At 71.1% G+C, this 24,626-nt stretch carries 22 protein-coding genes; 4 read left to right on the top strand and 18 right to left on the bottom strand.

The window, feature by feature from the left end:
* Positions 1-30: 30 nt before the first annotated feature.
* Together hisS and ABZ934_RS28620 are read right to left on the bottom strand one after the other, a co-directional pair.
* A complete protein-coding gene (hisS, locus tag ABZ934_RS28625) occupies positions 31-1,290 on the bottom strand; it encodes a histidine--tRNA ligase (RefSeq protein ID WP_361318596.1) in 1,260 nt (419 codons plus the stop codon).
* Positions 1,291-1,300: 10 nt separating this feature from the next.
* Positions 1,301-2,011 (bottom strand): MBL fold metallo-hydrolase, encoded by a 711-nt coding sequence (locus ABZ934_RS28620; RefSeq protein WP_361318594.1) that lies wholly within the window; start codon positions 2,009-2,011, stop codon positions 1,301-1,303.
* Between the two features lie 163 nt (positions 2,012-2,174).
* Between ABZ934_RS28620 and ABZ934_RS28615 the strand changes: the two genes are divergently transcribed.
* Both ABZ934_RS28615 and ABZ934_RS28610 read left to right on the top strand, forming a co-directional pair.
* Positions 2,175-2,954, top strand: coding sequence for a peptidylprolyl isomerase (locus ABZ934_RS28615; RefSeq protein WP_361318592.1), 780 nt, complete (start codon positions 2,175-2,177; stop codon positions 2,952-2,954).
* A 194-nt stretch (positions 2,955-3,148) separates the two neighbouring features.
* Positions 3,149-4,378 carry a DUF349 domain-containing protein gene (locus ABZ934_RS28610; RefSeq protein ID WP_361318590.1) on the top strand — a complete coding sequence of 410 codons (1,230 nt, stop codon included), beginning with the start codon at positions 3,149-3,151 and terminating at the stop codon, positions 4,376-4,378.
* A gap of 85 nt (positions 4,379-4,463) precedes the next feature.
* Here the strand turns inward: ABZ934_RS28610 and ABZ934_RS28605 are convergent, their stop codons facing one another.
* The 15 genes from ABZ934_RS28605 to pgsA all read right to left on the bottom strand — a co-directional run bounded on the left by ABZ934_RS28605 (position 4,464) and on the right by pgsA (position 19,746).
* Positions 4,464-6,944, bottom strand: coding sequence for a bifunctional (p)ppGpp synthetase/guanosine-3',5'-bis(diphosphate) 3'-pyrophosphohydrolase (locus tag ABZ934_RS28605; protein ID WP_361318588.1), 2,481 nt, complete (start codon positions 6,942-6,944; stop codon positions 4,464-4,466).
* Positions 6,945-7,166: 222 nt separating this feature from the next.
* A complete protein-coding gene (locus ABZ934_RS28600; RefSeq protein WP_361318586.1) occupies positions 7,167-7,718 on the bottom strand; it encodes an adenine phosphoribosyltransferase in 552 nt (183 codons plus the stop codon).
* On the bottom strand, positions 7,715-8,776 hold the full coding sequence (gene secF / locus ABZ934_RS28595; protein WP_361318584.1) for a protein translocase subunit SecF: 1,062 nt from the start codon (positions 8,774-8,776) through the stop codon (positions 7,715-7,717). The genes ABZ934_RS28600 and secF overlap by 4 nt, the downstream gene beginning before the upstream one ends.
* A gap of 1 nt (position 8,777) precedes the next feature.
* A complete protein-coding gene (secD, locus tag ABZ934_RS28590; protein WP_361318582.1) occupies positions 8,778-10,595 on the bottom strand; it encodes a protein translocase subunit SecD in 1,818 nt (605 codons plus the stop codon).
* A 153-nt stretch (positions 10,596-10,748) separates the two neighbouring features.
* On the bottom strand, positions 10,749-11,231 hold the full coding sequence (gene yajC, locus ABZ934_RS28585) for a preprotein translocase subunit YajC (protein ID WP_361318580.1): 483 nt from the start codon (positions 11,229-11,231) through the stop codon (positions 10,749-10,751).
* A gap of 163 nt (positions 11,232-11,394) precedes the next feature.
* Entirely contained in the window at positions 11,395-12,453 is a 1,059-nt protein-coding gene (gene ruvB / locus ABZ934_RS28580) for a Holliday junction branch migration DNA helicase RuvB (protein WP_361318578.1), read from the bottom strand.
* 192 nt (positions 12,454-12,645) lie between these two features.
* A complete protein-coding gene (gene ruvA / locus ABZ934_RS28575; protein WP_361318576.1) occupies positions 12,646-13,272 on the bottom strand; it encodes a Holliday junction branch migration protein RuvA in 627 nt (208 codons plus the stop codon).
* The gene (ruvC, locus tag ABZ934_RS28570; protein WP_361318574.1) at positions 13,269-13,805 is read right to left on the bottom strand and encodes a crossover junction endodeoxyribonuclease RuvC; all 537 of its coding nucleotides are present in this window, start codon (positions 13,803-13,805) and stop codon (positions 13,269-13,271) included. The genes ruvA and ruvC overlap by 4 nt, the downstream gene beginning before the upstream one ends.
* Positions 13,806-13,932: 127 nt before the next feature.
* On the bottom strand, positions 13,933-14,685 hold the full coding sequence (locus tag ABZ934_RS28565; RefSeq protein WP_361318572.1) for a YebC/PmpR family DNA-binding transcriptional regulator: 753 nt from the start codon (positions 14,683-14,685) through the stop codon (positions 13,933-13,935).
* Positions 14,686-14,742: 57 nt separating this feature from the next.
* Positions 14,743-15,333, bottom strand: coding sequence for a pyridoxal 5'-phosphate synthase glutaminase subunit PdxT (pdxT, locus tag ABZ934_RS28560; protein WP_361318570.1), 591 nt, complete (start codon positions 15,331-15,333; stop codon positions 14,743-14,745).
* Complete coding sequence (pdxS, locus tag ABZ934_RS28555; RefSeq protein ID WP_030157377.1) at positions 15,333-16,250, bottom strand: pyridoxal 5'-phosphate synthase lyase subunit PdxS; 918 nt, start codon at positions 16,248-16,250, stop codon at positions 15,333-15,335. The genes pdxT and pdxS overlap by 1 nt, the downstream gene beginning before the upstream one ends.
* A 149-nt stretch (positions 16,251-16,399) precedes the next feature.
* A complete protein-coding gene (locus ABZ934_RS28550) occupies positions 16,400-16,939 on the bottom strand; it encodes a hypothetical protein (protein ID WP_361318568.1) in 540 nt (179 codons plus the stop codon).
* Positions 16,940-17,018: 79 nt separating this feature from the next.
* Positions 17,019-18,179 carry a glycosyltransferase family 4 protein gene (locus ABZ934_RS28545; RefSeq protein WP_361318566.1) on the bottom strand — a complete coding sequence of 387 codons (1,161 nt, stop codon included), beginning with the start codon at positions 18,177-18,179 and terminating at the stop codon, positions 17,019-17,021.
* Complete coding sequence (locus tag ABZ934_RS28540; RefSeq protein WP_361318564.1) at positions 18,179-19,081, bottom strand: phosphatidylinositol mannoside acyltransferase; 903 nt, start codon at positions 19,079-19,081, stop codon at positions 18,179-18,181. The genes ABZ934_RS28545 and ABZ934_RS28540 overlap by 1 nt, the downstream gene beginning before the upstream one ends.
* Positions 19,081-19,746: a phosphatidylinositol phosphate synthase gene (gene pgsA / locus ABZ934_RS28535; protein WP_361318562.1), complete on the bottom strand. Its 666-nt coding sequence runs from the start codon at positions 19,744-19,746 to the stop codon at positions 19,081-19,083. The genes ABZ934_RS28540 and pgsA overlap by 1 nt, the downstream gene beginning before the upstream one ends.
* Before the next feature lie 242 nt (positions 19,747-19,988).
* Here pgsA and ABZ934_RS28530 point away from each other — a divergent pair, with 242 nt between their 5' ends.
* Both ABZ934_RS28530 and ABZ934_RS28525 read left to right on the top strand, forming a co-directional pair.
* On the top strand, positions 19,989-22,184 hold the full coding sequence (locus ABZ934_RS28530; protein WP_361318560.1) for an elongation factor G-like protein EF-G2: 2,196 nt from the start codon (positions 19,989-19,991) through the stop codon (positions 22,182-22,184).
* 156 nt (positions 22,185-22,340) lie between these two features.
* Positions 22,341-23,990, top strand: coding sequence for a hypothetical protein (locus ABZ934_RS28525; protein WP_361318558.1), 1,650 nt, complete (start codon positions 22,341-22,343; stop codon positions 23,988-23,990).
* 42 nt (positions 23,991-24,032) lie between these two features.
* On the opposite strand, the gene ABZ934_RS28520 is transcribed toward ABZ934_RS28525, so the two are convergent.
* The gene (locus ABZ934_RS28520; RefSeq protein ID WP_361318556.1) at positions 24,033-24,593 is read right to left on the bottom strand and encodes an HIT domain-containing protein; all 561 of its coding nucleotides are present in this window, start codon (positions 24,591-24,593) and stop codon (positions 24,033-24,035) included.
* Positions 24,594-24,626: the final 33 nt, after the last annotated feature.

Genomic DNA, 24,626 nt, shown 5'->3' with positions numbered 1-24,626 from the left:
CCCGGCCCGCCCCCCTCGGGACGGCAGCGGTCAGGCCAGCTTGGCCCGCAGCACCTCGACCACCTCGGCCACGGCCACCGGGTTCTGCTCCCCGGACTCCATGTCCTTGAGCTGCACCACGCCCTCGGCCAGGTCCCGGTCGCCCGCGACGATCGCGAAGCGTGCGCCCGAGCGGTTGGCGTCCTTCATGGCGCCCTTGAGGCCCTTGCCCCCGTACGAGATGTCGGCCGCGACTCCCGCCCGGCGCAACTCGGTGACCAGCCCGAAGAGCACCGGCTTCGCCTCGCCGAGCGCCACCGCGAACACCGACGTGGCGGGCGGGATGTCCAGCTCGATGCCCTCGGCCTCCAGCGCCAGCACCGTGCGGTCCACACCGAGCGCCCAGCCCACCGACGGCAGCGCCGGTCCGCCGATCATCTCGGACAGTCCGTCGTAGCGGCCGCCGCCGCCGACCGCGGACTGCGAGCCGAGACCGTCGTGCACGAACTCGAAGGTGGTGCGCGTGTAGTAGTCCAGCCCGCGCACGAGCTTCTCGTCGTCCTCGAAGGCGACACCGGCCGCCGTGACCAGCGTCCGCACCTCCTCGTGGTACGCCTTGCAGGCGTCGCACAGGTAGTCGCGGAGCATCGGCGCCCCGGTGAGCTGCTTCTGCACCTCGGGCCGCTTGTCGTCCAGGACGCGCAGCGGGTTGATCTCGGCCCGGCGCACGGTCTCCTCGTCCAGGTCCAGCCCGCGCAGGAAGGACTGGAGCGCCTCCCGGTACACCGGGCGGCACTCCTTGTCGCCCAGCGAGTTCAGCAGGATGCGGAAGTCACGCAGGCCCAGGGTGCGGTACGCCTGGTCGGCCAGGATGATCAGCTCGGCGTCCAGCGCCGGGTCCTCGGCACCGATGGCCTCGGCGCCGACCTGCGAGAAGTGGCGGTAGCGGCCCTTCTGCGGACGCTCGTAGCGGTAGTACGAGCCCGAGTACCAGAGCTTGACCGGGAGGCCGCCGGCCTTGTGCAGGTTGGCCTCCAGGGCCGCGCGCAGCACGGACGCCGTTCCCTCCGGGCGCAGCGCGAGGTTCGCGCCGCCCTTCGTGGTGAGGGTGTACATCTCCTTGGTGACGATGTCGGTGGACTCACCGACACCGCGGGCGAACAGGTCGACGTCCTCGAAGCCCGGCGTCTCGACGTACCCGTAGCCGGAGGTGCGCAGGGGGCCGGAGATGGCGTCCCGGACGGCCAGGTACTTCGCCGAGTACGGCGGGATCAGGTCGTAGGTGCCCTTGGGGGCCTTGAAGGTGCTCACGGAAGTCTCGTCACATTCCTCGTCGTGGGGCGGCTGCGCCGTCCCCCAGCCCGGCGGCGACGTCCCGCAGGTACGGGTTGGTCGCGCGCTCACGGCCGATGGTGGTCTGGGGACCGTGGCCGGACAGCACCACCGTCGAGTCGTCCAGCGGCAGGCACACGCGGGCCAGCGAGCGGAGCATCTCGGCGTGGGAGCCGCCGGGCAGGTCGGTGCGTCCGATGGAGCCGGCGAAAAGCAGGTCGCCCGAGAAGAACACCGACGGGATGTCGGCCGCCTCGGGCATCCGGAAGGTCACCGACCCCTTGGTATGCCCGGGCGCGTGGGCCACGGAGAAGTCCATCCCGGCCAGCTTCAGGTCCGCCCCGTCGGTCAGCTCGCGGACGTCATCCGGTTCGCCGATCGTCAGCTCGCCCATGAGCGGCATCCCGATGGAGCGGCCGAGCGCCTTCTCCGGGTCGCTCATCATGTAGCGGTCCTGGGGGTGGATCCAGGCCGGAACGTCGTGTGCTCCGCACACCGGGACCACCGAGGCCACATGATCGATGTGGCCGTGGGTGAGGACGACCGCGACGGGCTTGAGCCGGTGCTTGCGCAACGTCTCCTCGACGCCCTGGGTGGCCTGGTGGCCCGGGTCGATGACGACGCACTCCTCACCGGCGGCGGGGGCGACCACATAGCAGTTGGTCCCCCAGGCACCTGCGGGGAACCCGGCAATCAGCACGTTCGTCCTCAATCGTCGTCCGGCGGGAGCTCGGGCGGCGCGCACGGAGCGCGATGCCGCTGCTCAGAGCCTACCGGCGCGGCTCGTGACACAGCGAACCCATATACGGTACGGCCTAACCCAGCCCGGACAGCGGTACCAGAGACGTACAAGGAGACGACCGGTGGTCAGCAGCGATCAGCGTCGGCGACAGCTCGCCAGGGACAAGTACGAACGCCAGCAGAAGCGGCGGGCGGAGGCCCGGCAGAAGGCGCGCCGCCGCGCGGCGGTGGTGGGCGCGGCCGTGGCCGTCGTGGTCGCGACGCTGGTCGGCCTCGTGGCGGGCGGTGTCTTCGACGCGAAGGACAAGAAGACCGAGGCGTCGGACACCCCCTCGCCGTCCGCCTCCCCGACCCCCAAGCAGTCGCCCCCGGCGATGACGATCGACGACAAGGCGAAGTACACCTTCGCGCTCAAGACGAGCGCGGGCGACGTGACGTTCGAGATGGACGCGGCGAAGACCCCGCAGACGGTCAACTCGTTCAAGTCGCTCGCCGACAAGGGCTTCTTCGACAACACCAAGTGTCACCGTCTGGTGACCAGCGGCATCTTCGTGCTCCAGTGCGGTGACCCGCAGGGCACCGGCAGGGGCGGCCCCGGCTACACCATCCCGGACGAGAACCTGGACGCCTTGGGCAAGCCGAACGACCAGGGTCAGGTGATCTACCCGGCGGGCACGGTGGCGATGGCGAACACGGGGCAGCCCGGGACCGGCGGCAGCCAGTTCTTCCTCGTCTACAAGGACAGCCCGCTGGCTCCCTCGTACACGCCCTTCGGCAAGATCGACGCGGCCGGTCTCAAGGTCGTGGAGGGCATCGCGAAGGCCGGGACGGCCGACGGGGCGCAGGACGGCGCCCCCAAGAACCCGGTGACCATCGAGAAGGGCACCGTCACCAAGAACTGACCCGGATCGGGAAGCGGAGGCCGGTCACGGCCGGCCTCCGCCCGTGCGTCGATATTGCGTCGTGCGGGATGCGGACAGCCGGCCCGACGGTCGCCTATGTTGGCGTTGTGCAGGGCGGGCGCGGCCCGCCCCAGGAAACTGTGGACGATGCCCGGGGGTGAACCCCTCGCGAGGCATCAGGTGGAGGAGGCGCTGTGAGCAGCGACCCGTGGGGCCGAGTCGACGAGACCGGCACCGTGTACGTGCGTACTGCCGAGGGCGAGCAGGTCGTCGGCTCTTGGCAGGCGGGCACCCCTGAGGAGGCCCTGGCCTACTTCGAGCGCAAGTACGAGGGCCTGGTGGTCGAGATCGGCCTCCTCGAACGGCGGGTGCGGACCACCGATCTGTCCGCCAAGGACGCGCAGACGGCGATCGACCACCTGCGCACGCAGGTGGACGAGCACCACGCCGTGGGCGACCTCGAGGCGCTGCGCGTGCGGCTGGACAAGCTGGTCGCGACGGTGGAGTCGCGGCGCGAGGAGCGCAAGGTCCAGAAGGCCAAGCAGGCGGACGAGGCCCGATCGGCCAAGGACGCGCTGGTCACCGAGGCCGAGCAGCTGGCGCAGAGCGACCAGTGGCGCAGCGCGGGCGAGCGGCTGCGCGCCCTGGTGGACATCTGGAAGGGGCTGCCCCGGCTCGACCGCAAGTCGGACGACGAGCTGTGGCACCGCTTCTCGCACGCCCGCTCGGCGTTCTCCAAGCGCCGCAAGGCGCACTTCGCCTCGCTCGACGCGCAGCGCGAGGAGGCCCGCAAGGCCAAGGAGAAGCTGGTCGCGGAGGCCGAGTCGCTGTCGAAGTCGACGGACTGGGGCCCGACGGCCGCCCGCTACCGCGAGCTGATGGAGAGCTGGAAGGCCGCAGGCCGGGCGCAACGGGAGGCGGAGGACGACCTGTGGAACCGTTTCCGCGGTGCGCAGGACGTGTTCTTCGCGGCCCGCGGCGAGGTCTTCGCGGAGCGCGACGCCGAGCAGGTGGAGAACCTGAAGCTGAAGGAGGAGCTGGCCGAGGAGGCCGAGAAGCTCGTCCCGGTGACGGACCTGAAGGCGGCCCGGGCCGCGTTCCGCTCCCTCAACGAGCGCTGGGAGGCCATCGGGCACGTGCCGCGTGACGCGCGTCCCAAGGTCGAGGGCCGGATGCACGCCGTGGAGCGGGCCATCCAGGAGGCCGAGGAAGGCGAGTGGCGTCGTACGAACCCGGAGGCGCGGGCGCGTGCGGCCGGTCTGACGGGTCAGCTGCAGGCGGCGGTCGACAAGCTGCGTCAGCAGATCGACGCGGCCCGCGCCGCGGGCAACAACGCGAAGGCCGACAAGCTGTCCCGTGAGCTGGAGGGCCGCCAGGCCCTGCTGGACCAGGCGCTCAAGGGCCTTGAGGAGTTCGGCGGCTGACGCTCGGTGGTCACGACGACGGGCGCCACCCCCTGGGGGTGGCGCCCGTCGTCGTGCCGGGGGCCGGTGGGCCGCCGGACAGACCCTACGGCCTGCGGGCCGAGGTGACGCGGTAGACGTCGTAGACACCCTCGACGCCCCGGACGGCCTTGAGGACGTGTCCCAGGTGCTTCGGGTCGCCCATCTCGAAGGTGAACCGGGAGGTGGCCACCCGGTCGCGGGAGGTCTGCACGGCCGCCGAGAGGATGTTGACGTGCTGGTCCGACAGGACGCGGGTGACGTCGGACAGCAGCCGGGACCGGTCCAGCGCCTCGACCTGGATGGCGACGAGGAACACGGAGGACTGGGTGGGCGCCCACTCGACCTCCAGCATCCGCTCCGGCTGCTGGGACAGCGAGTCCACGTTGACGCAGTCGGCGCGGTGAACCGATACGCCGCTGCCCCGCGTGACGAATCCGATGATCGGGTCGCCCGGGACCGGGGTGCAGCAGCGGGCCAGCTTGACCCAGACGTCGTCGACGCCCTTGACGACGACGCCCGGGTCGGCGCTGCCGCGGCGCTTGCGTCCGCGCGACGGCGGGACGCTCTCCTCGATGTCCTCGTTGGCCGCGTCCTCGCCGCCGAGGGCCTGCACCAGCTTCTGTACGACGCCCTGTGCGGCCACGTGGCCCTCGCCGATGGCCGCGTACAGGGAGGAGATGTCGGGGTAGCGCATCTCGTGCGCGAGGGTGACGAGGGAGTCGCCCGTCAGGATGCGCTGGATCGGCAGGTTCTGCTTGCGCATGGCCCGCGCGATGGCGTCCTTGCCGTGCTCGATGGCCTCGTCGCGGCGCTCCTTGGAGAACCAGCCGCGGATCTTGTTGCGGGCGCGCGGGGACTTGACGAAGCCCAGCCAGTCGCGGGACGGCCCGGCGCCTTCGGCCTTGGAGGTGAACACCTCGACCAGGTCGCCGTTGTCCAGGGTCGATTCGAGCGGCACCAGCCGCCCGTTGACCCGCGCCCCTATGGTGCGGTGGCCGACCTCGGTGTGGACGGCGTACGCGAAGTCCACGGAGGTGGCTCCGGCGGGCAGGGCGATGACGTCGCCCTTGGGCGTGAAGACGAAGACCTCGTTGCGGGAGAGGTCGAACCGCAGCGAGTCGAGGAACTCGCCCGGGTCCTCGGTCTCCTTCTGCCAGTCCAGCAACTGGCGCAGCCACGCCATGTCGTTGACGGTGTCCTGGCCGGCGCTGCCCTTGGCGGCCTGCGGGACGTCGGTGCGGACCTTGGAGGTGCCCGCGACGGTCTGCTGCTTGTACTTCCAGTGCGCGGCGATGCCGTACTCGGCGCGGCGGTGCATGTCGAAGGTGCGGATCTGGAGTTCCACCGGCTTGCCGCTGGGGCCGATGACCGTCGTGTGCAGCGACTGGTACATGTTGAACTTCGGCATCGCGATGTAGTCCTTGAACCGGCCGGGGACCGGGTTCCAGCGCGCGTGCACGGTGCCGAGGGCCGCGTAGCAGTCCCGGACGGTGTCGACCAGGACGCGGATGCCGACCAGGTCGTAGATCTCGGCGAAGTCGCGGCCCCGCACGATCATCTTCTGGTAGACGCTGTAGTAGTGCTTGGGGCGGCCGGTGACGGTCGCCTTGATCCGGGCCGCCCGGAGGTCGGCCTGGACCTCGTCGGTGACGATCGCGAGGTACTCGTCGCGCTTGGGGGCGCGCTCGGCGACCAGGCGCACGATCTCGTCGTACATCTTCGGGTACAGGATCGCGAAGGACAGGTCTTCGAGTTCCCATTTGATCGTGTTCATGCCCAGCCGGTGGGCCAGCGGGGCGTAGATCTCCAGGGTCTCGCGGGCCTTCTTCTCCTGCTTCTCCCGCTTGAGGTAGCGCATGGTGCGCATGTTGTGCAGGCGGTCGGCGAGCTTGATGACCAGGACCCTGGGGTCCTTGGCCATGGCCACGACCATCTTGCGGACGGTCTCGGCCTGCGCGGCCTCGCCGAACTTGACCCGGTCCAGCTTGGTGACGCCGTCGACGAGCAGGGCGACGGCGTCGCCGAAGTCGCGCCTGAGCTGTTCGAGGCCGTACTCGGTGTCCTCGACGGTGTCGTGCAGCAGACCCGCCATGAGGGTGGCCGGGTCCATGCCGAGCTCGGCGAGGATGGTCGTCACCGCGAGCGGGTGGGTGATGTACGGGTCGCCGCTCTTGCGCTTCTGGCCGCGGTGCCACCGCTCGGCGACCTGGTACGCCTGTTCGATCTGGCGCAGGGTGGCCGTCTCGATCTTCGGGTCGTTGCTGCGGACTATGCGCAGCAACGGCTCCAGTACCGGGTTGTACGGGCTGGAGCGCTGGACCCCGAGGCGGGCGAGGCGGGCGCGCACCCGGTTGGAGGACCCGGCCTGCTTCGCGGGCGCGGGCTTGACCGCCGGGGCGGGCTTGACCGGCACCGGCGGGACGGGCTTGACCGACGGGGCGGCCGGGGGCGTGGCGGCGGGCGCCGCGGCCTGCTGGTCCTGCTCGGCCTGCTCGGCCTGCGGGTCGGGTTGCGCGGCGGAGAGTGGCTGGGCCTCGTCTGGCAAGAGCGCTCCTCTGGGGTCCCCCCGGATTCCGTCCGGGGGAGGATCCGGGGCCCCGGTCAGGTCCGGATAACCCATGGTAGCGAGGGTTGCGTCCGCTCGTTCTCCGAGCCTCGTCCCGGCTCGGGGATCGGTGCCGTACGCGAAAGCGGCGGGCACCCGGGGCATCCCGGGTGCCCGCCGCCACGGCGGGTGAGGCCGTCGAGGCGGCCGTTGGCAGGGCCGTCAGACCACGATCAGCGCGTCCAGCGGGGCGCCGCCCAGGGCGGGTTCCAGCTTGGCGCGGCCGGGCAGGAAGGACAGCTCCATCAGGACAGCCACTCCGGCGACCTCGGCCCCCGCCCGCCGGATCAGCGAGAGCGAGGCCTCCGCGGTGCCACCGGTGGCCAGGACGTCGTCGATGACCATGACCCGGTCACCGATGGCCAGGTCCTCCGCGTGGACCTCGATCTCCGCGGTCCCGTACTCCAGGTCGTACGCCTGTCCGAGTGTCGCGCCCGGCAGCTTGCCGGCCTTGCGCACCGGCACGAAGCCGATCCCGGACTGCACGGCCACCGGCGCCGCCAGGATGAACCCGCGCGCCTCCAGCCCGACGATCTTCGTCGCGCCGTACCGCACCGCCAGGGCCGCCAGCGCGTCCGTCAGCGCCGCGAACGCCTTCGGGTCGGCCAGCAGCGGGGTGATGTCCTTGAACGTCACGCCCGGCTTGGGGTAGTCCGGTACGTCCTTGATCCGGGAGAGGAGCAGCTCGCGCACCTCGGGCGTGCAGGCGGTCACCGGCGCCGCCGTCCCGGGCCCTGGCCCTGCGCGACGACCTGCGGGCCGTCCTCGGCGTCGTACCCGTCGTCCGGGGACTCGCCCTTGGCCGCGGCGGCCGCCCGCTTCGCGAGGACCCGCTTGCGCAGCGCCTTCATCGCCGGCTCGCGCTCCTTCAGGTCGACGACCAGCGGGGTCGCGATGAAGATCGAGGAGTACGCACCGGCCGCGAGACCCACGAACAGCGACAGCGAGATGTCGTTGAGCATGCCCGCGCCCAGGAAGCCGCCGCCGATGAACAGCAGCGCGCCGACCGGGAGCAGCGCCACGACCGTGGTGTTGATCGAGCGGACCAGGGTGCCGTTGATGCTGCGGTTGGCGATCTCGCCGAAGGTGTAGCGGGTCTGCTTCGTGATGTCCTTCGAGCCCTCCTTGAGACCGTCGAAGACGACGACGGTGTCGTAGAGGGAGTAACCGAGGATCGTCAGCAGACCGATCACGGTGCCCGGGGTGACCTCGAAGCCGACGAGCGCGTACACGCCGACGGTGATGGTGAGGTCGTGGATCAGCGCGACGAGCGCCGCCACCGCCATCCGCCATTCGAAGGCGATCGCGAGGTAGAGCACGACGAGGACCATGAAGATGCCGAGGCCGGTCCACGCCTTGTTCGCGATCTGCTCGCCCCAGCTGGGGCCGACCAGGTCGGCGTTGATCTGGTTCGCGTCGACCTTGAGGTCGGTGGCGAGCTGCTTCTTCACGCCGGCCGCGTCGTCGGTGCCCAGACCTGAGATCTGGATCCGCATGCCGCCGGTGCCGAGCGCCTGGACGATCGCCTCGTGACCGGACGCCTTCTTGGCGTCCTCCGTCACCTTCGCCACCGAGACGGCCGTCTTCGGGGTGGTGAAGACGGCACCGCCCTTGAACTCGATGCCCATGTTGAGGCCCTGTACGGCCAGGGCCACGACCGCCGTGATGGTGATCAGGATGGAAACGCCGTACCAGAGGAAACGCTTGCCGACGAAGTCGTAGCCGACATCACCGCGGTACAGCCTGGCGCCGAGATCTCCCAGCTTCGACATCTCACGCCTCCTTTGCGTCGACGGGGGCGGGCACGGCGGCGGCGGTCGCTCCGCCGCCGGTACGACGGGACCGGCGCAGCGGCGGCTTGGCGCCCAGGCGCTTGGGGTCCAGCCCGGACCACGGGTGGCCGCTGGAGAAGAACTTCGTGCGCGCCAGCAGGGTCATGACCGGCTTGGTGAAGAGGAACACCACGACCACGTCGAGCAGGGTGGTCAGACCCAGCGTGAAGGCGAAGCCCTGCACCTTGCCGACGGTGACGATGAACAGCACCGCGGCGGCGAGGAAGGACACGAAGTCGGAGACCAGGATGGTCCGCCGGGCCCTCGGCCACGCGCGCTCCACCGCCGGACGCAGGGTGCGGCCGTCGCGGATCTCGTCACGGATGCGTTCGAAGTACACGATGAACGAGTCCGCGGTGATGCCGATCGCGACGATGGCACCGCAGACGGCGGGCAGGTTCAGCGCGAACCCGATGCCCTTCCCGAGCAGCGCCATGATCGTGTAGGTGAGGACCGCGGACACCAGGAGGCTGACGATGGCGATGAACGCCAGGCCCCGGTAGTACACGAGCAGGTAGATCACGACGAGCGCGAGGCCGATGGCGCCCGCGATGAGGCCGGCCTTGAGCTGCTCGCTGCCGAGCGCGGGGGTGACTGTGGTGACGCTGTCCTCCTGGAAGGAGAGCGGCAGCGCACCGTACGACAGCATGTTGCCCAGGTCCTGCGCGGACTGCTGGGTGAAACCGCCCGAGATCTCGGCGTTGCCGCCGGTCAGCGCCTGGCTCACGGACGGGTCGGAGATGACCTGGCCGTCGAGCACGATGGCGAACTGGTTCTGCGGGGGCTGCTTGGTGGCGAGCTCACCGGTGACCTTGGCGAACTTGTCGGCGCCCTTGTCGGTGAACTGCATCGTGACGATCCACTGGGCGGTCTGCGGGTTGATCGCGCCCTTGGCGTTGTCCACGTCCTGGCCGTTGACGGCGGCCGGACCGAGCACCCACTTGCCCCAGGTGTTGCCGCGCTTGCCACAGGCGAGCGTCGGGTCCTCGGGCTTGACGTCCTTGCCCACCGTGGCGCGCTGCTTCTCGTCGTTGCAGTCCAGCGCGGCGAACTTCGCCTGGAGGTCCGCGACGGCGGCGTCGGCGCCCGACGGCGTCGGGACCGGGGTCGGCGCCTTGTCGTCTGCCTTCTTCGACTCGCTCGCCGAGGGCGAGGGAGAGGGACTGGGGGCGCCCGGGGCCTTGAGGGCCTCGCTGAGCACACGTCCCTGGGAAGTGGCGCTGGACGACGGGGTGGCCGAGGAGCCGGGCTTGCCGTTCTCCGCCTTGGGGGCGCCGGAGCCGCTCGCGGAGGGGCTCGGGGCACCGCTCGTGGAGGGGCTCGGCGTCGCCTGCGGGGTGACCGGGGCGCCGTCGGCGAAGGCCAGGACGGGGCGGAAGTACAGCTGGGCGGTGGTACCGACCTGCTGGCGCGCCTGCTGCTCGTTCATCCCGCGGGGGATGTTCACGATGATGTGGTCGCGGCCCTGCGTCTGGACCTCGGCCTCCGAGACGCCGAGACCGTTGACTCGGCGCTCGATGATGCCGACCGCCGTGTTCATGTTGGTCTCGTTGACCGCGTCCGGCTTGCCGGGCTCGCTCTTGGCCTTGAGCGTGATGCTCGTGCCGCCCGCGAGGTCGATGCCCAGCCGGGGCGTCGTCTGCTTCGTGAGGAACATCCCCGCGGTGAGCGCCACCATCGCGATCAGGATGATGGCCAGGGCGCGCCCCGGCCTCCCCTGAGCCCCCGTGGGCCGCCGGCCCTTCTTCGGTGCTGCCACCTTGTCGTATCTCCCTGTCCAACCGCCCCGCGCCGGGTCAGCGCGCGGACGGCCACGAAATGTGTGGTGGGGACCCCTGCCCCCCGCAGAAGTGTCGGTGACGGGGGCCGCGGCGGCCGCCGGTCAGGCGCCGTCGCGGTCCCCGGCCGGTCGCTACTTGGCGCCGGCCTCGCCGTCGGTCTTGCCGTCCTGCGGCTCGTCGCCCTTGGGCTCGTCCTTCTTGCCCAGGTCGAGCTTGGGAGCCTCGTCCCGGTCCTTGGAGAGGTCGGTCTTGGCCGGCTCGTCCGTCTCGCCCGCGGTGAGCGAGGAGGCGTCGTCCGGAACGACCGGGGCGTCGCCGACGGGCTCGTCGGTGATGCCGTGGACGATGCGGTTGTACTCCGAGTCCTCCAGGACCGCGCCGATGGAGTTCTTGGCGTAGATCGCGTGGACACCGGGGGCCACCTCAAGGGTGAGGGTGTCGTCGCCGATCTCCTTGACCGTGGCGTACATGCCGCCGATGGTGCGGACGCCGGTGCCGGGCGTCAGGTGCTCGCGCATCTGCGCGGCGGCCTGCTGCTTCTTCTTGGCGGAGCGGGTCATCAGGAACATCGCCCCGATGAGCACGATGAATGGGAGGAGCATGCCGATATTCACGGGACGAAGATCCTTCGCACGACCGCTCGGGAGGCGGCCTTTTCTACGGGGGTGGGCATACCGACCCGAAGGGTCGGCATCGGCGGAGTCTAGGCGAGTCCGCACCGATGGAACAACGCCCAGCATGGCACCGCGGTTCCTGGACGGTCGAACCTCCGCGCCGTCACGCCCCGAACAAGCCCTGTTGTCCGCTTGATCCACTCGCCCCGTGCCCAGGCGGGACAAGGCCCAGGTGAACCCATGCGGCGGGGGTCGCGACCCGCCCGCGCGGGGTACGGGCCAGCAGCCCCTCCCGGACCAGGAAGGGCTCGGCGACCTCCTCGACGGTCTCGCGTTCCTCGCCGACGGCGACCGCGAGGGTGGACAGGCCGACGGGGCCGCCGCCGAACAGCTTCAGCAGCGCCTCCAGCACGGCCCGGTCCAGCCGGTCGAGGCCGCGCGCGTCCACCTCGTAGACCTGGAGGGCGGAACCGGCGATCTCCCGCGTGATCACTCCGTCGGCCCGCACCTGGGCGTAGTCCCGGACCCGGCGCAGCAGGCGGTTGGCGATCCGGGGGGTGCCGCGCGAGCGCCCGGCGATCTCGGCGGCGCCGGCGGTGTCGATCTCCACGTCGAGGAGGCGGGCGGAGCGGTGGATGACGCGTTCCAGCTCCTCGGGGGCGTAGAACTCCATGTGCCCGGTGAAGCCGAACCGGTCGCGCAGCGGCGGCGGCAGCAGACCGGCGCGGGTGGTCGCGCCGACGAGGGTGAAGGGCGGAAGCTCCAGCGGGATCGCGGTGGCGCCGGGCCCCTTGCCGACGATCACGTCGACGCGGAAGTCCTCCATGGCCATGTACAGCATCTCCTCGGCGGGCCGGGACATGCGGTGGATTTCGTCCAGGAAGAGCACCTCACCCTCCTGGAGCGAGGAGAGGATCGCGGCGAGGTCTCCGGCGTGCTGGATGGCGGGGCCGGAGGTGATCCGGATGGGCGCGCCCATCTCCGCCGCGATGATCATGGAGAGGGTGGTCTTGCCGAGGCCTGGCGCGCCGGAGAGCAGGACGTGGTCGGCGGTGGCGCCGCGCTGGCGGGCCGCCTTGAGGACGAGGTCCAGCTGTTGGCGGACCTTCTCCTGGCCGACGAACTCCCCGAGGTCCTTGGGGCGCAGGGCGGCCTCGACGGCGGTGTCCTCGCCGTCCGCCGCCGCCGCGACAATGCGGTCGCTCTCGTCGTCCCAGTTCACGGTCTCAGTCTGCCTTCTCGGTTCGTACGGTGATCATCGTGGCGCCCGCGGCGGTGTCCGCGCGGCGGCCCTGGCGCGCCCCGGGCTCCTCGCGGGCGGCGCCGGTTCCAGGGCGCCGGTTCTACGGGGCCGGTCGCGGGCGGGGTCGGTTCAGCGGGCGCGGTTCAGCGGGCCCGGTTCAGCGGGCCCGGTTCAGCGGGCCCGGTTCAGCGACTGGAGGGCGGCACGCAGCAGCTGCGGGACGGGGGCCGAGCCACCGGCGGCGATGGCGGCCTCCGCCTGCGGGGTCACGGCCGTGACGGCTTCCTCCGCCTCGCGGGAGGCGTACCCGAGGCCGATCAGCGCGGCGGCGAGCTGCTCGGTCCACGGCGCGGGACCGGCCGCGGCGGCCCGCTGGGCCCCCACGACGGCGCCGAGCGGCGCGCCCAGCTTGTCCTTGAGCTCCAGCAGCAGCTTCTGCGCGCCCTTCTTGCCGATGCCGGGCACCGCCGTCAGGGCCTTCTCGTCCCCCGTCGAGACGGCCAGGCGCAGCGCGTCGGGGCTGTGGACCCCGAGCATGGCCTGCGCCAGTCGCGGGCCGACCCCGCTGGCGCCCTGGAGCAGCTCGAAGACCTGTCGTTCGTCGTCGTCGGCGAAGCCGTACAGGGTGAGCGAGTCCTCCCGCACGACCAGGGAGGTGGCCAGCCGGGTCGTCTCCCCCAGGCGCAGTCCGGCGATGGTGTTCGGGGTGCACTGCACGGCCATGCCCACACCGCCGACCTCGATCACGGCCAGGGTGGGTGCGAGGGCGGCGACCGGGCCGCTGACGAACGCGATCATGAGGGGCGGCCTTTCACGGCGGAGGCATGCTGGGCGAGCGCCTGCTGGAGGCGGTTCTGGGCGGGGGCCCGCCAGATGTGGCAGATGGCGAGCGCGAGGGCGTCGGCGGCGTCGGCGGGTTTCGGTGGGGACGACAGTCGCAGCAACCGGGTCACCATCGCTGCGACCTGCGCCTTGTCGGCCCGGCCGGCGCCGGTGACGGCGGCCTTGACCTCGCTCGGGGTATGCAGGGCGACCGGCAGGCCGCGCCGGGCCGCGCACAGCATGGCGACGGCACTGGCCTGGGCGGTGCCCATCACCGTGCTGACGTTGTGCTGGCTGAAGACCCGCTCGACGGCGACGACTTCGGGCCGGTACTCGTCGAGCCACTCCTCGATGCCGCGCTCGACGGCGACGAGCCGCAGCCCCAACTCGGCGTCCACGGGCGTCCGTACGACCCCCACCCCGAGCATCGTCAGGGGACGGCCGGCGACCCCCTCGACCACGCCGACACCACACCGCGTCAGGCCCGGGTCCACACCGAGTACGCGCACTCCGCCCCCCTTCTTCGATCGCCTGTCCGTGTGCACGTGCAGGCTATCCCGCCCCACTGACAAGACGACGGGCCGACAGGACGTGTCCTGTCGGCCCGTCGCAATCATGCGAAGTGGGGGGCGCCCCTTAGGCGTCGACCTTCTCCATGACCTCGTCCGAGACGTCGAAGTTGGCGAAGACGTTCTGCACGTCGTCGCTGTCCTCCAGCGCGTCGATCAGCTTGAAGATCTTGCGCGCGCCCTCTTCGTCCAGCTCGACCTGCATGGTCGGGACGAAGCTGGAGTCGGCCGAGTCGTAGTCGATGCCCGCCTCCTGGAGCGCGGTGCGGACCGCGACCATGTCGGTGGGCTCGCTGATGATCTCGAAGGTGTCACCGTTGTCGTTGACCTCTTCGGCACCGGCCTCGAGCACCGTCTCCAGGACGTCGTCCTCGGTGAGCTCGGCCTTCGGCAGGACGACGACGCCCTTGCGGTTGAACAGGTACGAGACCGAGCCCGGGTCGGCCATCGAGCCGCCGTTGCGGGTCATGGCGACGCGGACGTCGGAGGCGGCGCGGTTGCGGTTGTCGGTGAGGCACTCGATGAGTACCGCGACACCGTTCGGGCCGTAGCCTTCGTACATGATCGTCTCGTAGTCGGCGCCGCCGGCCTCCAGGCCGCCGCCGCGCTTGACCGCGGAGTCGATGTTCTTGTTCGGGACCGAGCTCTTCTTGGCCTTCTGAATGGCGTCGAAGAGCGTCGGGTTGCCGTCGATGTCGGCGCCGCCCATCCGGGCCGCGACCTCGATGTTCTTGATCAGCTTCGCGAAGAGCTTGCCGCGCTTGGCATCGATCACGGCCTTCTTGTGCTTCGTCGTAGCCCATTTAGAGTGGCCGGACATCCGCCTGTCTCCTTCGCGTCACCAACAGTGTTCCTACCCGATCCTACCGGGACCCGGTTACAGCCCCGCGCGCACCATGTCGACGAAGTACGCGTGAACGCGGTCGTCGCCGGTGAGTTCCGGGTGGAACGAGGTGGCCAGCACGTTGCCCTGTCGTACGGCGACGGTGTGGCCGTCGTACGTGGCGAGCACCTCGGCGGCGGCGCCGACGGACTCGACCCACGGGGCGCGGATGAAGACGCCCTCGACGGGGCCGCCGTCGATGCCCGCGAAGTCGACCTGCGCCTCGAAGGACTCGTTCTGCCGGCCGAAGGCGTTGCGGCGCACGATCATGTCGATGCCGCCGAGCGTCTCCTGGTCCTCACGGCCGTCCAGCAGCTTGTCCGCGAGCATGATCATGCCGGCACAGGTGCCGTAGACCGGCATGCCGGCCCGTACGCGCTCGCGCAGCGGCTCCAGCATGCCGAACAGCACGGCGAGCTTCGACATGGTCGTGGACTCGCCGCCGGGGATCACCAGGGCGTCGACCTCGGTGAGCTCCTCGGGACGCCGGACCGGCCTGGCCACGGCGTCCGCCGCGGCCAGGGCGATCAGGTGCTCCCGTACATCGCCCTGGAGAGCCAGGACACCGATGGTGGGAGTCGTCATTACCAGCCCCGGTTGGCGTAACGCTCGGCCTCGGGCAGGGTGTCGCAGTTGATGCCGACCATGGCCTCGCCCAGGTTGCGGGAGGCGTCCGCGATGATCTTCGGGTCGTCGTAGAAGGTGGTGGCCTTCACGATCGCGGCGGCGCGCTTGGCCGGGTCGCCCGACTTGAAGATGCCGGAGCCGACGAAGACGCCCTCGGCGCCGAGCTGACGCATCAGGGCGGCGTCGGCCGGGGTGGCCACGCCACCGGCGGAGAACAGCACGACGGGGAGCTTGCCAAGCTCGGCGACTTCCTTGACCAGCTCGTACGGGGCGCGCAGCTCCTTGGCGGCGGCGTACAGCTCGTTGTTGTCGAAGCCGCGCAGCTTGGCGATCTCGTTCTTGATCTGGCGCAGGTGACGGACGGCCTCGACGACGTTGCCGGTGCCGGCCTCGCCCTTGGAGCGGATCATGGCCGCGCCCTCGGCGATGCGGCGCAGGGCCTCGCCGAGGTTGGTGGCGCCACAGACGAAGGGGGTGGTGAACGCCCACTTGTCGGAGTGGTTGACCTCGTCGGCCGGGGTCAGCACCTCGGACTCGTCGATGTAGTCGACGCCGAGGGACTGCAGGACCTGGGCCTCGACGAAGTGGCCGATGCGGGACTTGGCCATGACCGGGATCGAGACGGCCTCGATGATCTCTTCGATCATGTTCGGGTCCGACATGCGGGCGACCCCGCCGTCCTTGCGGATGTCGGCCGGGACCCGCTCCAGGGCCATGACGGCCACGGCGCCGGCGTCCTCGGCGATCTTCGCCTGCTCGGCGTTGACCACGTCCATGATCACGCCGCCCTTGAGCTGCTCGGCCATGCCGCGCTTGACGCGGGAGGTGCCGATAGCCGACTCAGCGGACTGCGGGGTGGAGGGAAGCGTGCTCACGGATTGACCTCACTCGAAGGAAGAAGGGTGCTGCGGTACTACAGCACTGAGCAAACCTCCCCCGTCCAGTCCACTGCAAGGGCCAATGAGGAGCCGGTGGCTCTTTCCGATTTGGCCATCGGGTACAAATACGCTCGTCCGGACACCCTCTAGGGCCGCTCGGCGAGGTCCGCCGGGGGCTCGTCGTCCATCTCGAAGGCGAGCGGGAAGGGCGCGTGGCCCGCCAGCCGGAACCAGCGCACCTTGCGGTGCCGGCGCAGGGCCCGCGCGGCCCGTACGGCGTCGTTGTGGAAGCGCCGTGCCATCGGCACCCGGCGCACGGCCGCCGCCAGCTCCTCCGCGGCCTCGACCCCGCCCGGCGCCGCCTTCACCGCGTCGACCTGGTCCACGTCGGCGAACACGGCGCGCAGCGCCTGGCTCAGCTCGCTCTCGGCGACCTCGCGCTGCTCCTCCTCGGCCTGCCGGGCCGCGTGCGCCGCCTCGTACAGCACGAGCGAGGAGGCGGGGTCGAGCACCCCGGAGGTGGCCACTTCGAGCACCACGGAAGCGCGCCGCACCAACTGCGCGTCGAGCGCGGCCCGCGCGGCGTCCATCCGCGAATGCAGCCGGTCGAGCCGCCCGGCGGTCCAACTCAGGTACACGCCGACGACACCGAGCGCGAGGGCGATCCAGACAAGGGTTTCGATCACGGAGGGCGAGCCTACCGTCCGAGCCCGGACGTCTCGGCGGGGTGCCGGACCAGTCGACGATCAGTCCGCGACCGGCCCGTCAGTCCCGGGTCAGGCCCAGACGGGTGCGGAGCGAGACCCGTTCGTCCGCGGCGACCGCCGCCGCGCCGTCGGTGACGGTTTCGTAGACGGCCAGGATGTCCGCGCCGACCGTCGACCAGTCGAAGCGGCGGACGTGCGCGGAGCCGCGGGCGCCGAGTTCCGCGCGGCGGGCCGGGTCGCGCAGGAGCCGGACGGCGGCGGCGGCCAGGGCTTCGGAGTCCTCGTTGGCGAACAGGTCGCCCGCCCGGCCCTGGTCCAGGACCTGCGCGAACGCGTCCAGGTCGGAGGCCAGGACCGCCGCCCCCGCCGACAGCGCCTCGACCAGGATGATCCCGAAGCTCTCGCCGCCCGTGTTCGGGGCGACGTACACGTCGACGCTGCGCAGCAGCCGGGCCTTGTCCTCGTCGGAGACCATGCCGAGGAACTCCACCCGCGCGCGCAGCTCGGGCGGGAGGGAGGCGACCGCCTCCTCCTCGTCGCCGCGGCCCGCCACCAGGAGGCGTACGTCCGGGCACTCCTCGACGATCCTCGGGAACGCCGCCATCAGGACGGGCAGGCCCTTGCGCGGTTCGTCGATGCGGCCGATGAAGCCCAGGGTCGCGCCGCCCCACTCCGCCTTGGGCGAGGCGGAGGCGAAGAAGTCCACGTCCACCCCGTTGGGGATGACGACGGCATCCCCGCCCAGGTGCTCGACCAGGGTGCGCCGCGCGTACTCGCTCACCGCGATCCGGGCGCTGATCTTCTCCAGGGCCGGCTGGAGGATCGGGTAGGCGGCGATCATCGCCCGTGAGCGGGGGTTGGACGTGTGGAAGGTGGCCACGATCGGGCCCTGCGCGGCCCAGCAGGACAGCAGTCCCAGCGACGGGGAGGCGGGCTCGTGGATGTGGATCACGTCGAAGACCCCGTCGTGGAGCCAGCGCCGTACCCGCGCCGCCGACAGGAACCCGAAGTTCAGCCGGGCGACGGACCCGTTGTAGGGCACCGGCACCGCCCGCCCCGCCGAGACGACGTACGGCGGCAGCGGGGTCTCGTCGTCCGCCGGGGCGAGGACCGACACCTCGTGGCCCAGGCGGATCAGGTGTTCCGCCAGGTCCCGGATGTGGAACTGGACGCCGCCCGGCACGTCCCACGAGTACGGGCACACGATGCCGATCTTCACTACGGGCGCTCCTCCAGATCGTCCAGCCACAGCCGCTGCAACATGTGCCAGTCCTCGGGGTGCGCGGTGATCCCCGAGGCGAACGCGTCGGCGACCGCCTGCGTCATGGCGGCGGTCTTCTCGGTCCGGGTGCCGGTTTCCGGGACCGCCACCTCGGGGTGGATGCGCCCGTACATCCGCGGCGTATCGCCGTAGTACAGGGTCGCCGGAAGCAACACCGCCCCGGTCTGCTGCGCGAGCAGCGCGGGCCCGGCCGGCATCCGCGTCTTCGAGCCGAAGAAGTCCACCTCGACCCCGGAGGCGGACAGGTCCCGGTCGGCGACCAGACAGACCAGGCCGCCGGAGCGGAGCCTGCGGGCGAGGGTGCCGAAGGCGGCGCCGCCGCTGTGCGGCAGCACCTCCATGCCCAGGCTCTCGCGGTAGGCCACGAACCGGTCGTACAGGGACTCCGGCTTGAGCCGCTCGGCGACCGTGGTGAACCGGATGCCCAGATGGCTGGTGGCCCAGGCCCCGGCCAGGTCCCAGTTCGCCAGGTGCGGCAGGGCCACGATGACCCCGCGCCCCGAGGCGAGGGCCTCGCGCAGGACGTGCTCGTCGGTCATCTCCACGTCGGCGGAGAACCGCCGCGGGTCCATCGTCGGCAGCCGGAACGACTCCATCCAGTACCGCATGTACGAGCGCATGCCCGCCCGGGACAGTTCCCGCAGTCGCTCGGGGCCGGCGTCGGGGACGACCCGGGCCAGGTTCGACTCCAGCCTGAGCACGCTCTTGCCGCGCCGCTTCCAGGTGGTGTCGGCTATCCGGCGGCCCAGGGCCACCGCGGCCGGCTCCGGCAGCTTCTTGACGGCCGCCCAGCCGAGCCCGTAGAGGCCGTCGACGATCTTGTCCTGCGCCTTGCCCATCAGGCCGCGCCGCCTTCGGACAGGTGCGCCTCGGCGTCGGCTTCCGCCGCCTCGCGCCGTACGGTGACCACGCGCTGGATCAGGGTGACGAGGGAGCCCGCCGCCACCGCCCACAGCGCGATCGGCAGCAGCACGCCGATCCAGGACGGCACGCCGAAGGTCTGGAGCCCGGACAGGCCGGCCGCGACCAGCGAGATCACCAGCCTCTCGGCGCGTTCGACGAGCCCGTTGACGGCGACCGGCAGTCCGATCGCCTCGCCGCGGGCCTTGGTGTACGAGACCACCTGCCCACTGGCCAGGCAGAAGATCGCCACCGCGCACAGCACGTTGTCGTGGCCCGAGCCCGCGTACCAGAGCGCGAGCCCGCCGAAGATGGCCGCGTCGGCCACCCGGTCGAGCGTGGAGTCGAGGAACGCGCCCCAGCGGCTGGAGACCCCGGCCTGGCGGGCCATGTTCCCGTCCACCAGGTCGGAGAACACGAACAGGGTGATGGTGATCGTGCCCCAGAAGAACTCGCCCCTGGGGAAGAAGACCAGCGCTCCCGCCACCACTCCGGCCGTGCCGATCAGCGTGACGGCGTCCGGGCTCACCCCCCGACGGAGGAGAAAAGCGGCGAATGGCGTGAGAACACGCGTGAAGAATGCACGCGCGTACTTGTTCAGCATGGCCTTCCCGGAGGGTCGCTGGGCCGCACGGCCCCATCGGCCACCGGCTGGCCCATCGTAGCCGGCGCCCCGGCCCCCCACCGCCCCGCACCCACCGGTTCCCGCCGGACAATCCGCGCGCCGGCCGTGCTTCACGCTCCGGACAGCGCCCGGTACGACGTATGGACGCAGTGTGACGCCGGTGCAAAGCTCGAAGAACCCCCGTCACCCTCCTCACCGCGACACCGGGAGGCACGATCACCATGGGAGCCACATCACACCAAGCCGGGGCCGCCGGCAGGGCACTGACGGCCGACCGCCCCGCATCCGTACGGAACGTCGTGCTGGTCGGCCACAGCGGCGCCGGAAAGACCACGCTGGTCGAAGCCCTGGCCCTGACCTCAGGGGCGGTGAACAGGGCCGCAAGCGTCGAGGACGGCGGCACGGTCTCCGACTACGACGAGATCGAACAACGCCGCCGGCGCTCCATCCAGCTCTCCCTCGTCCCGGTCGAGTGGGGCGGAATCAAGATCAACCTGTTGGACACCCCGGGATACGCCGACTTCGTCGGGGAACTCAGGGCCGGTCTGCGCGCCGCGGACGCGGCCCTCTTCGTCGTCTCGGCCGCCGACGGCATCGACGGGGCCACCCGCATGGTGTGGGACGAGTGCGAGGCCGTGGGCATGCCCCGGGCGATCGTCATCACCCATTTGGAGGCAGCCCGGGCGGATTACACGCAGATGACCTCGGTCTGCGGCGAGAGCTTCGGCGGGGACGACCCGGACGCCGTCATCCCGCTCTACCTGCCCCTGCACGGCCCGGCCGGGCCCGACGGGCACGCGCCCGTCACCGGCCTGCTCGGGCTGCTCTCCCAGCGGGTCTACGACTACGCCTCCGGCGAGCGCGTCGAACGCGACCCGGACCCCGCCGAGCTCGCGCTGATCTCCGAGGCCCGCTCCCGACTGATCGAGGGGATCATCGCGGAGAGCGAGGACGAGACCCTCATGGACCGCTACCTCGGCGGCGAGGACATCGACCTCAAAACCCTCGTCGACGACCTGGAGCGGGCGGTGGCGCGCGGCACCTTCCACCCCGTCCTGATGGCGGCACCCGCCGCCGAGGGGGCCCACCGGGGCCTCGGCACCGTCGAGCTCCTCGAACTGATCACCGGCGGTTTCCCCACGCCGCTGGAACGCGCCCCCCTCGCGGTCACGGCCCCCGACGGCTCCGCCCGCGCCGAGGTCACGTGCGACCCGGACGGGCCGCTCCTCGCCGAGGTGGTCAAGACCTCCTCCGACCCCTACGTGGGCCGCGTCTCCCTCGTCCGCGTCTTCTCCGGCACCCTGCGCCCCGAGGAGACCGTGCACGTCAGCGGACACGGCCTGGCCGACCGGGGCCACGAAGATCATGACGTGGACGAGCGGATCGGGGCCCTGACCTCCCCCTTCGGCAAACAGCAGCGCACCCTCACCCACGTCATCGCGGGCGATCTCGCCTGCGTCGCGAAACTGGGCCGCGCCGAGACCGGCGACACCCTCTCCGCCAAAGCCAACCCGCTCCTCATGGAGCCCTGGCCGATGCCGGAACCACTGCTGCCGCTCGCCATCGAGGCCCACAGCAAGGCCGACGAGGACAAGCTCTCCCAGGGCCTGGCCCGGCTCGTCGCCGAAGACCCGACCATGCGCCTGGAGCAGAACCCGCACACCGGCCAGCTCGTCCTGTGGTGCCTGGGCGAAGCCCACCAGGACGTCGCCCTGGAGCGGCTGCGCACCCGCTTCGGCGTCCAGGTCGACCCCGTCCCGCACAAGGTGAGCCTGCGCGAGACGTTCGGCGCCAAGGCCGCCGGGCGCGGCCGGCACGTCAAACAGTCCGGCGGGCACGGTCAGTTCGCCATCTGCGAGATCGAGGTCGAGCCCCTGCCGCCGGGCAGCGGCATCGAGTTCGTCGACAAGGTCGTCGGCGGGTCCGTGCCCCGTCAGTTCATCCCGTCCGTGGAGAAGGGCGTGCGCGCCCAGGCCGCCCGCGGCGTGGCGGCCGGCTATCCGCTGGTCGACGTACGGGTGACCCTGCTCGACGGCAAGGCGCACTCGGTGGACTCCTCCGACGCCGCGTTCCAGACCGCGGGCGCCCTCGCCCTGCGCGAAGCCGCCGCCGACGCGCCGATCCACCTCCTGGAACCCGTGGCGGAACTCGACGTCCTGGTCCCGGACGAATACGTCGGCCCTGTCATGAGCGACCTCGCGGGCCGCCGCGGCCGCGTGGTCGGCACCGACCAGGCCGGCCCGGGGCGGACCCGGGTGCGGGCCGAGATCCCCGAGATCGAGATCGGCCGGTACGCGGTGGAGTTGCGCTCGGTGTCACACGGCACGGGCGGGTTCAGCCGTACCTACGCCCGGCACGAGCCGATGCCCCCGCAGTTGGCGGACAAGGTTCGCGAACAGGCCGAGAAGGGAAGTTAATCGACATAGCACATGGGATGCCGCCCATTCAACCGTGTTGCGATGGGCGGTATTTCCCTGTCCCATGACCACGGGGTGGGCTCCGCCGATAGGCTCTTCGCCGGGGCAGGACGCGGGCGGCGCACAACGCATGACGGCACGTCGATGGGGGCAACGGTGGCGGACGACGGTTTCGACTTCAGGCCCGGGGCACAGATCCCGCTCCAGGGGGGCGGCGGGCAGACCGCGGCGACCAACGCGCTGGCGTCCGCCGCGTACCGCGACGGGAAGCTCGACGAGCTGCTCAAGGCCAACAACGAGTACCACGAGTCGAAGATCAAGCCGGGCAAGATCTCCCTCCTGGAACCCAACCTCGGCGAGGCCTTCTGCCGTGCCGTGGAGGCCCGGACGCTTGGCGCCGGGCGCAAGCCTCTGATCCAGTCCTTCGGCGCCGACCCGCAGACCGTCGTCGAGCACTGCCTCGCCGCGTCCCGGCTCCGCAAGGAGCGCGACCGCAAGCTGCGCCTGATCACCCTCGTGTGCGGGGTGCTGTTCCTTCCCGGGCTGCTGCTCTGGCTCGGCCTCTTCCAGCTCCGCAAGTCGCTCGGCAAGGGCAAGCGGGGGTCCTGGGTGGGCACCGCGCTCCTGGTCGGCGTCGCCCTGGTCATCGCCGTACTGATGTTCAGGCTGCCGTTCACCGGGTTCTTCGGCCTCTACCTGCGTGCGATGGTCATCGCCCCGGCCGTGGGCTGGTTCGTGGCCCGCCGGCTCTGCGAGACGACCGCGGTCGACATGCGCGCGCGCTGGGACGGGCTGCTCGGCGGCGGCGGGGTGGCCGCGAAGATCCCCGAGGCGGTGCCAGGCAACCCCGACGAGAAGGCCCGCGAGGACCTGCGCCGGCAGCTGGCGAGACTGACCGCCGAGGACCGCAGCAACTCCGTCTTCTACGCCGGCCCCAAGGGCATCCTCGGCATGGGCACCCGTTGGGGCAGCTGGCAGATGGCCGAGGAGCTGGTCCCCAAGACCGAGGGCGCCGAGATCCACCCGTTCCGCAGCTGGGACGTCATACGCGCGGTCGACGCCGAGCTGCGCAAGCTGGAGCGCGGCCCCCTGCACACGGGCGGCTTCCCGACCGCCTCGATCCAGCACTGGGTCGTCACCCCGATCGGGGAGGGCGCCACCGAGGTGGCGCGCCCCACCGGCGAGGACGTCGACAGCTACCTGGTGAAGCCGCACGAGATCACCCGGATCTGCAACGAACAGCAGTTCAGCGCCGGCAACCGGCACTACCTGGGCATCCAGTACCCGCTCTGGGACGGTCAGCTGGTGATCACCATGATGGTGACCGTCACCGTGCTCTACAAGACCCTGCGGGTGGACGTCACCGCGCACGCGCTCGGTCCCGTACACGGCCTGTTCACCACGAAGTCCGCGCCCAAGACGGTCGAGGTCCCCAAGTCCGTCCGGTTCTGGGAGACGATGGAGCGCGCGCTGCCGATGGTGGACGCGGACGAGGTGGTGCGGCTGGCCGTGCGCGCCCCGCTGAGCTGGTACCCGCCGATCCTGGACTACCTGGGCGGCAAGCTGATCCTCCCGGAGCCCTTCGGCGTCCGTCACGTCTGGGCGGGCTCCATGTGGCGCCACCGGTTCATGGCGGACGACGCCCTGCGCACGGTGACCCCGGTCCTGCGGGCGGTGCACAACGCCGCGTTCCGGGTGCTGGAGGAGAACGGTGTGGACACCGACCGCTTCCTGAACCGCTCGTCCATCATGAGCGGAGTCATCCAGGAGCCCGCCCCGCGCAAGGCGGACGTCTACGACGCGTAGCGCCCGCCCCGCGCGAGCGGCCGGCCGGTGGCCGGCGCCGGGTCAGTCGGTCGGCCACGCCTCCGCGAGCATCCGGCGGGTGTCCGCGAGGAGTTGGGGCAACACCTTGGTGTGGCCGACCACCGGCATGAAGTTCGTGTCCCCGCCCCAGCGGGGCACGATGTGCTGGTGCAGGTGCGCGGCGATGCCGGCTCCGGCCGCCGCGCCCTGGTTCATGCCGATGTTGAAGCCGTGCGCCCCCGATGCCTTGCGGAGCGCGGTCATGGCCCGCTTGGTCAGCTCCCCGAGCTCGGCCGTCTCGGGGCCGTCCAGTTCGGTGTAGTCGGCGACGTGCCGGTACGGGACGACCATCAGGTGGCCGCCGTTGTACGGGTAGAGGTTCAGCACGGCGTAGACGTGCTTGCCGCGGGCCACGATCAGGCCGTCCTCGTCGGACATCTCCGGAATCCCGCAGAAGGGACAGCCGTCCCCGGCCTCCGGGCCGGTCGGCTTGTTCTCGCCCTGGATGTAGGCCATCCGGTGGGGTGTCCACAGACGCTGGAACGCGTCCTGCGTGCCCACACCGATCTGCTGCTCCGGCTCACTCGTCATGGGATGCAGCATATGACCTTGCCCCCGCCGGGCGTGTCGCCGGGG

The sequence above is a fragment of the Streptomyces sp. NPDC046557 genome (genome assembly GCF_040645975.1).
Classification (GTDB): Bacteria; Actinomycetota; Actinomycetes; order Streptomycetales; family Streptomycetaceae; genus Streptomyces.
This window is presented reverse-complemented; position numbering and strand designations above follow the sequence as displayed.

Excerpts from the sequence above, each read along its gene's own strand:
- secF (WP_361318584.1), bottom strand. The coding sequence starts at position 8,776 with ATGTCGAAGCTGGGAGATCTCGGCGCCAGGCTGTACCGCGGTGATGTC.
- ruvA (WP_361318576.1), bottom strand. The coding sequence starts at position 13,272 with ATGATCGCGTTCGTCAGCGGCCCGGTCGCCGCCCTCGCACCCACCCTG.
- ABZ934_RS28565 (WP_361318572.1), bottom strand. The coding sequence starts at position 14,685 with ATGTCCGGCCACTCTAAATGGGCTACGACGAAGCACAAGAAGGCCGTG.
- pdxT (WP_361318570.1), bottom strand. The coding sequence starts at position 15,333 with ATGACGACTCCCACCATCGGTGTCCTGGCTCTCCAGGGCGATGTACGG.
- ABZ934_RS28540 (WP_361318564.1), bottom strand. The coding sequence starts at position 19,081 with ATGGGCAAGGCGCAGGACAAGATCGTCGACGGCCTCTACGGGCTCGGC.
- pgsA (WP_361318562.1), bottom strand. The coding sequence starts at position 19,746 with ATGCTGAACAAGTACGCGCGTGCATTCTTCACGCGTGTTCTCACGCCA.
- ABZ934_RS28530 (WP_361318560.1), top strand. The coding sequence starts at position 19,989 with ATGGGAGCCACATCACACCAAGCCGGGGCCGCCGGCAGGGCACTGACG.
- ABZ934_RS28520 (WP_361318556.1), bottom strand. The coding sequence starts at position 24,593 with ATGCTGCATCCCATGACGAGTGAGCCGGAGCAGCAGATCGGTGTGGGC.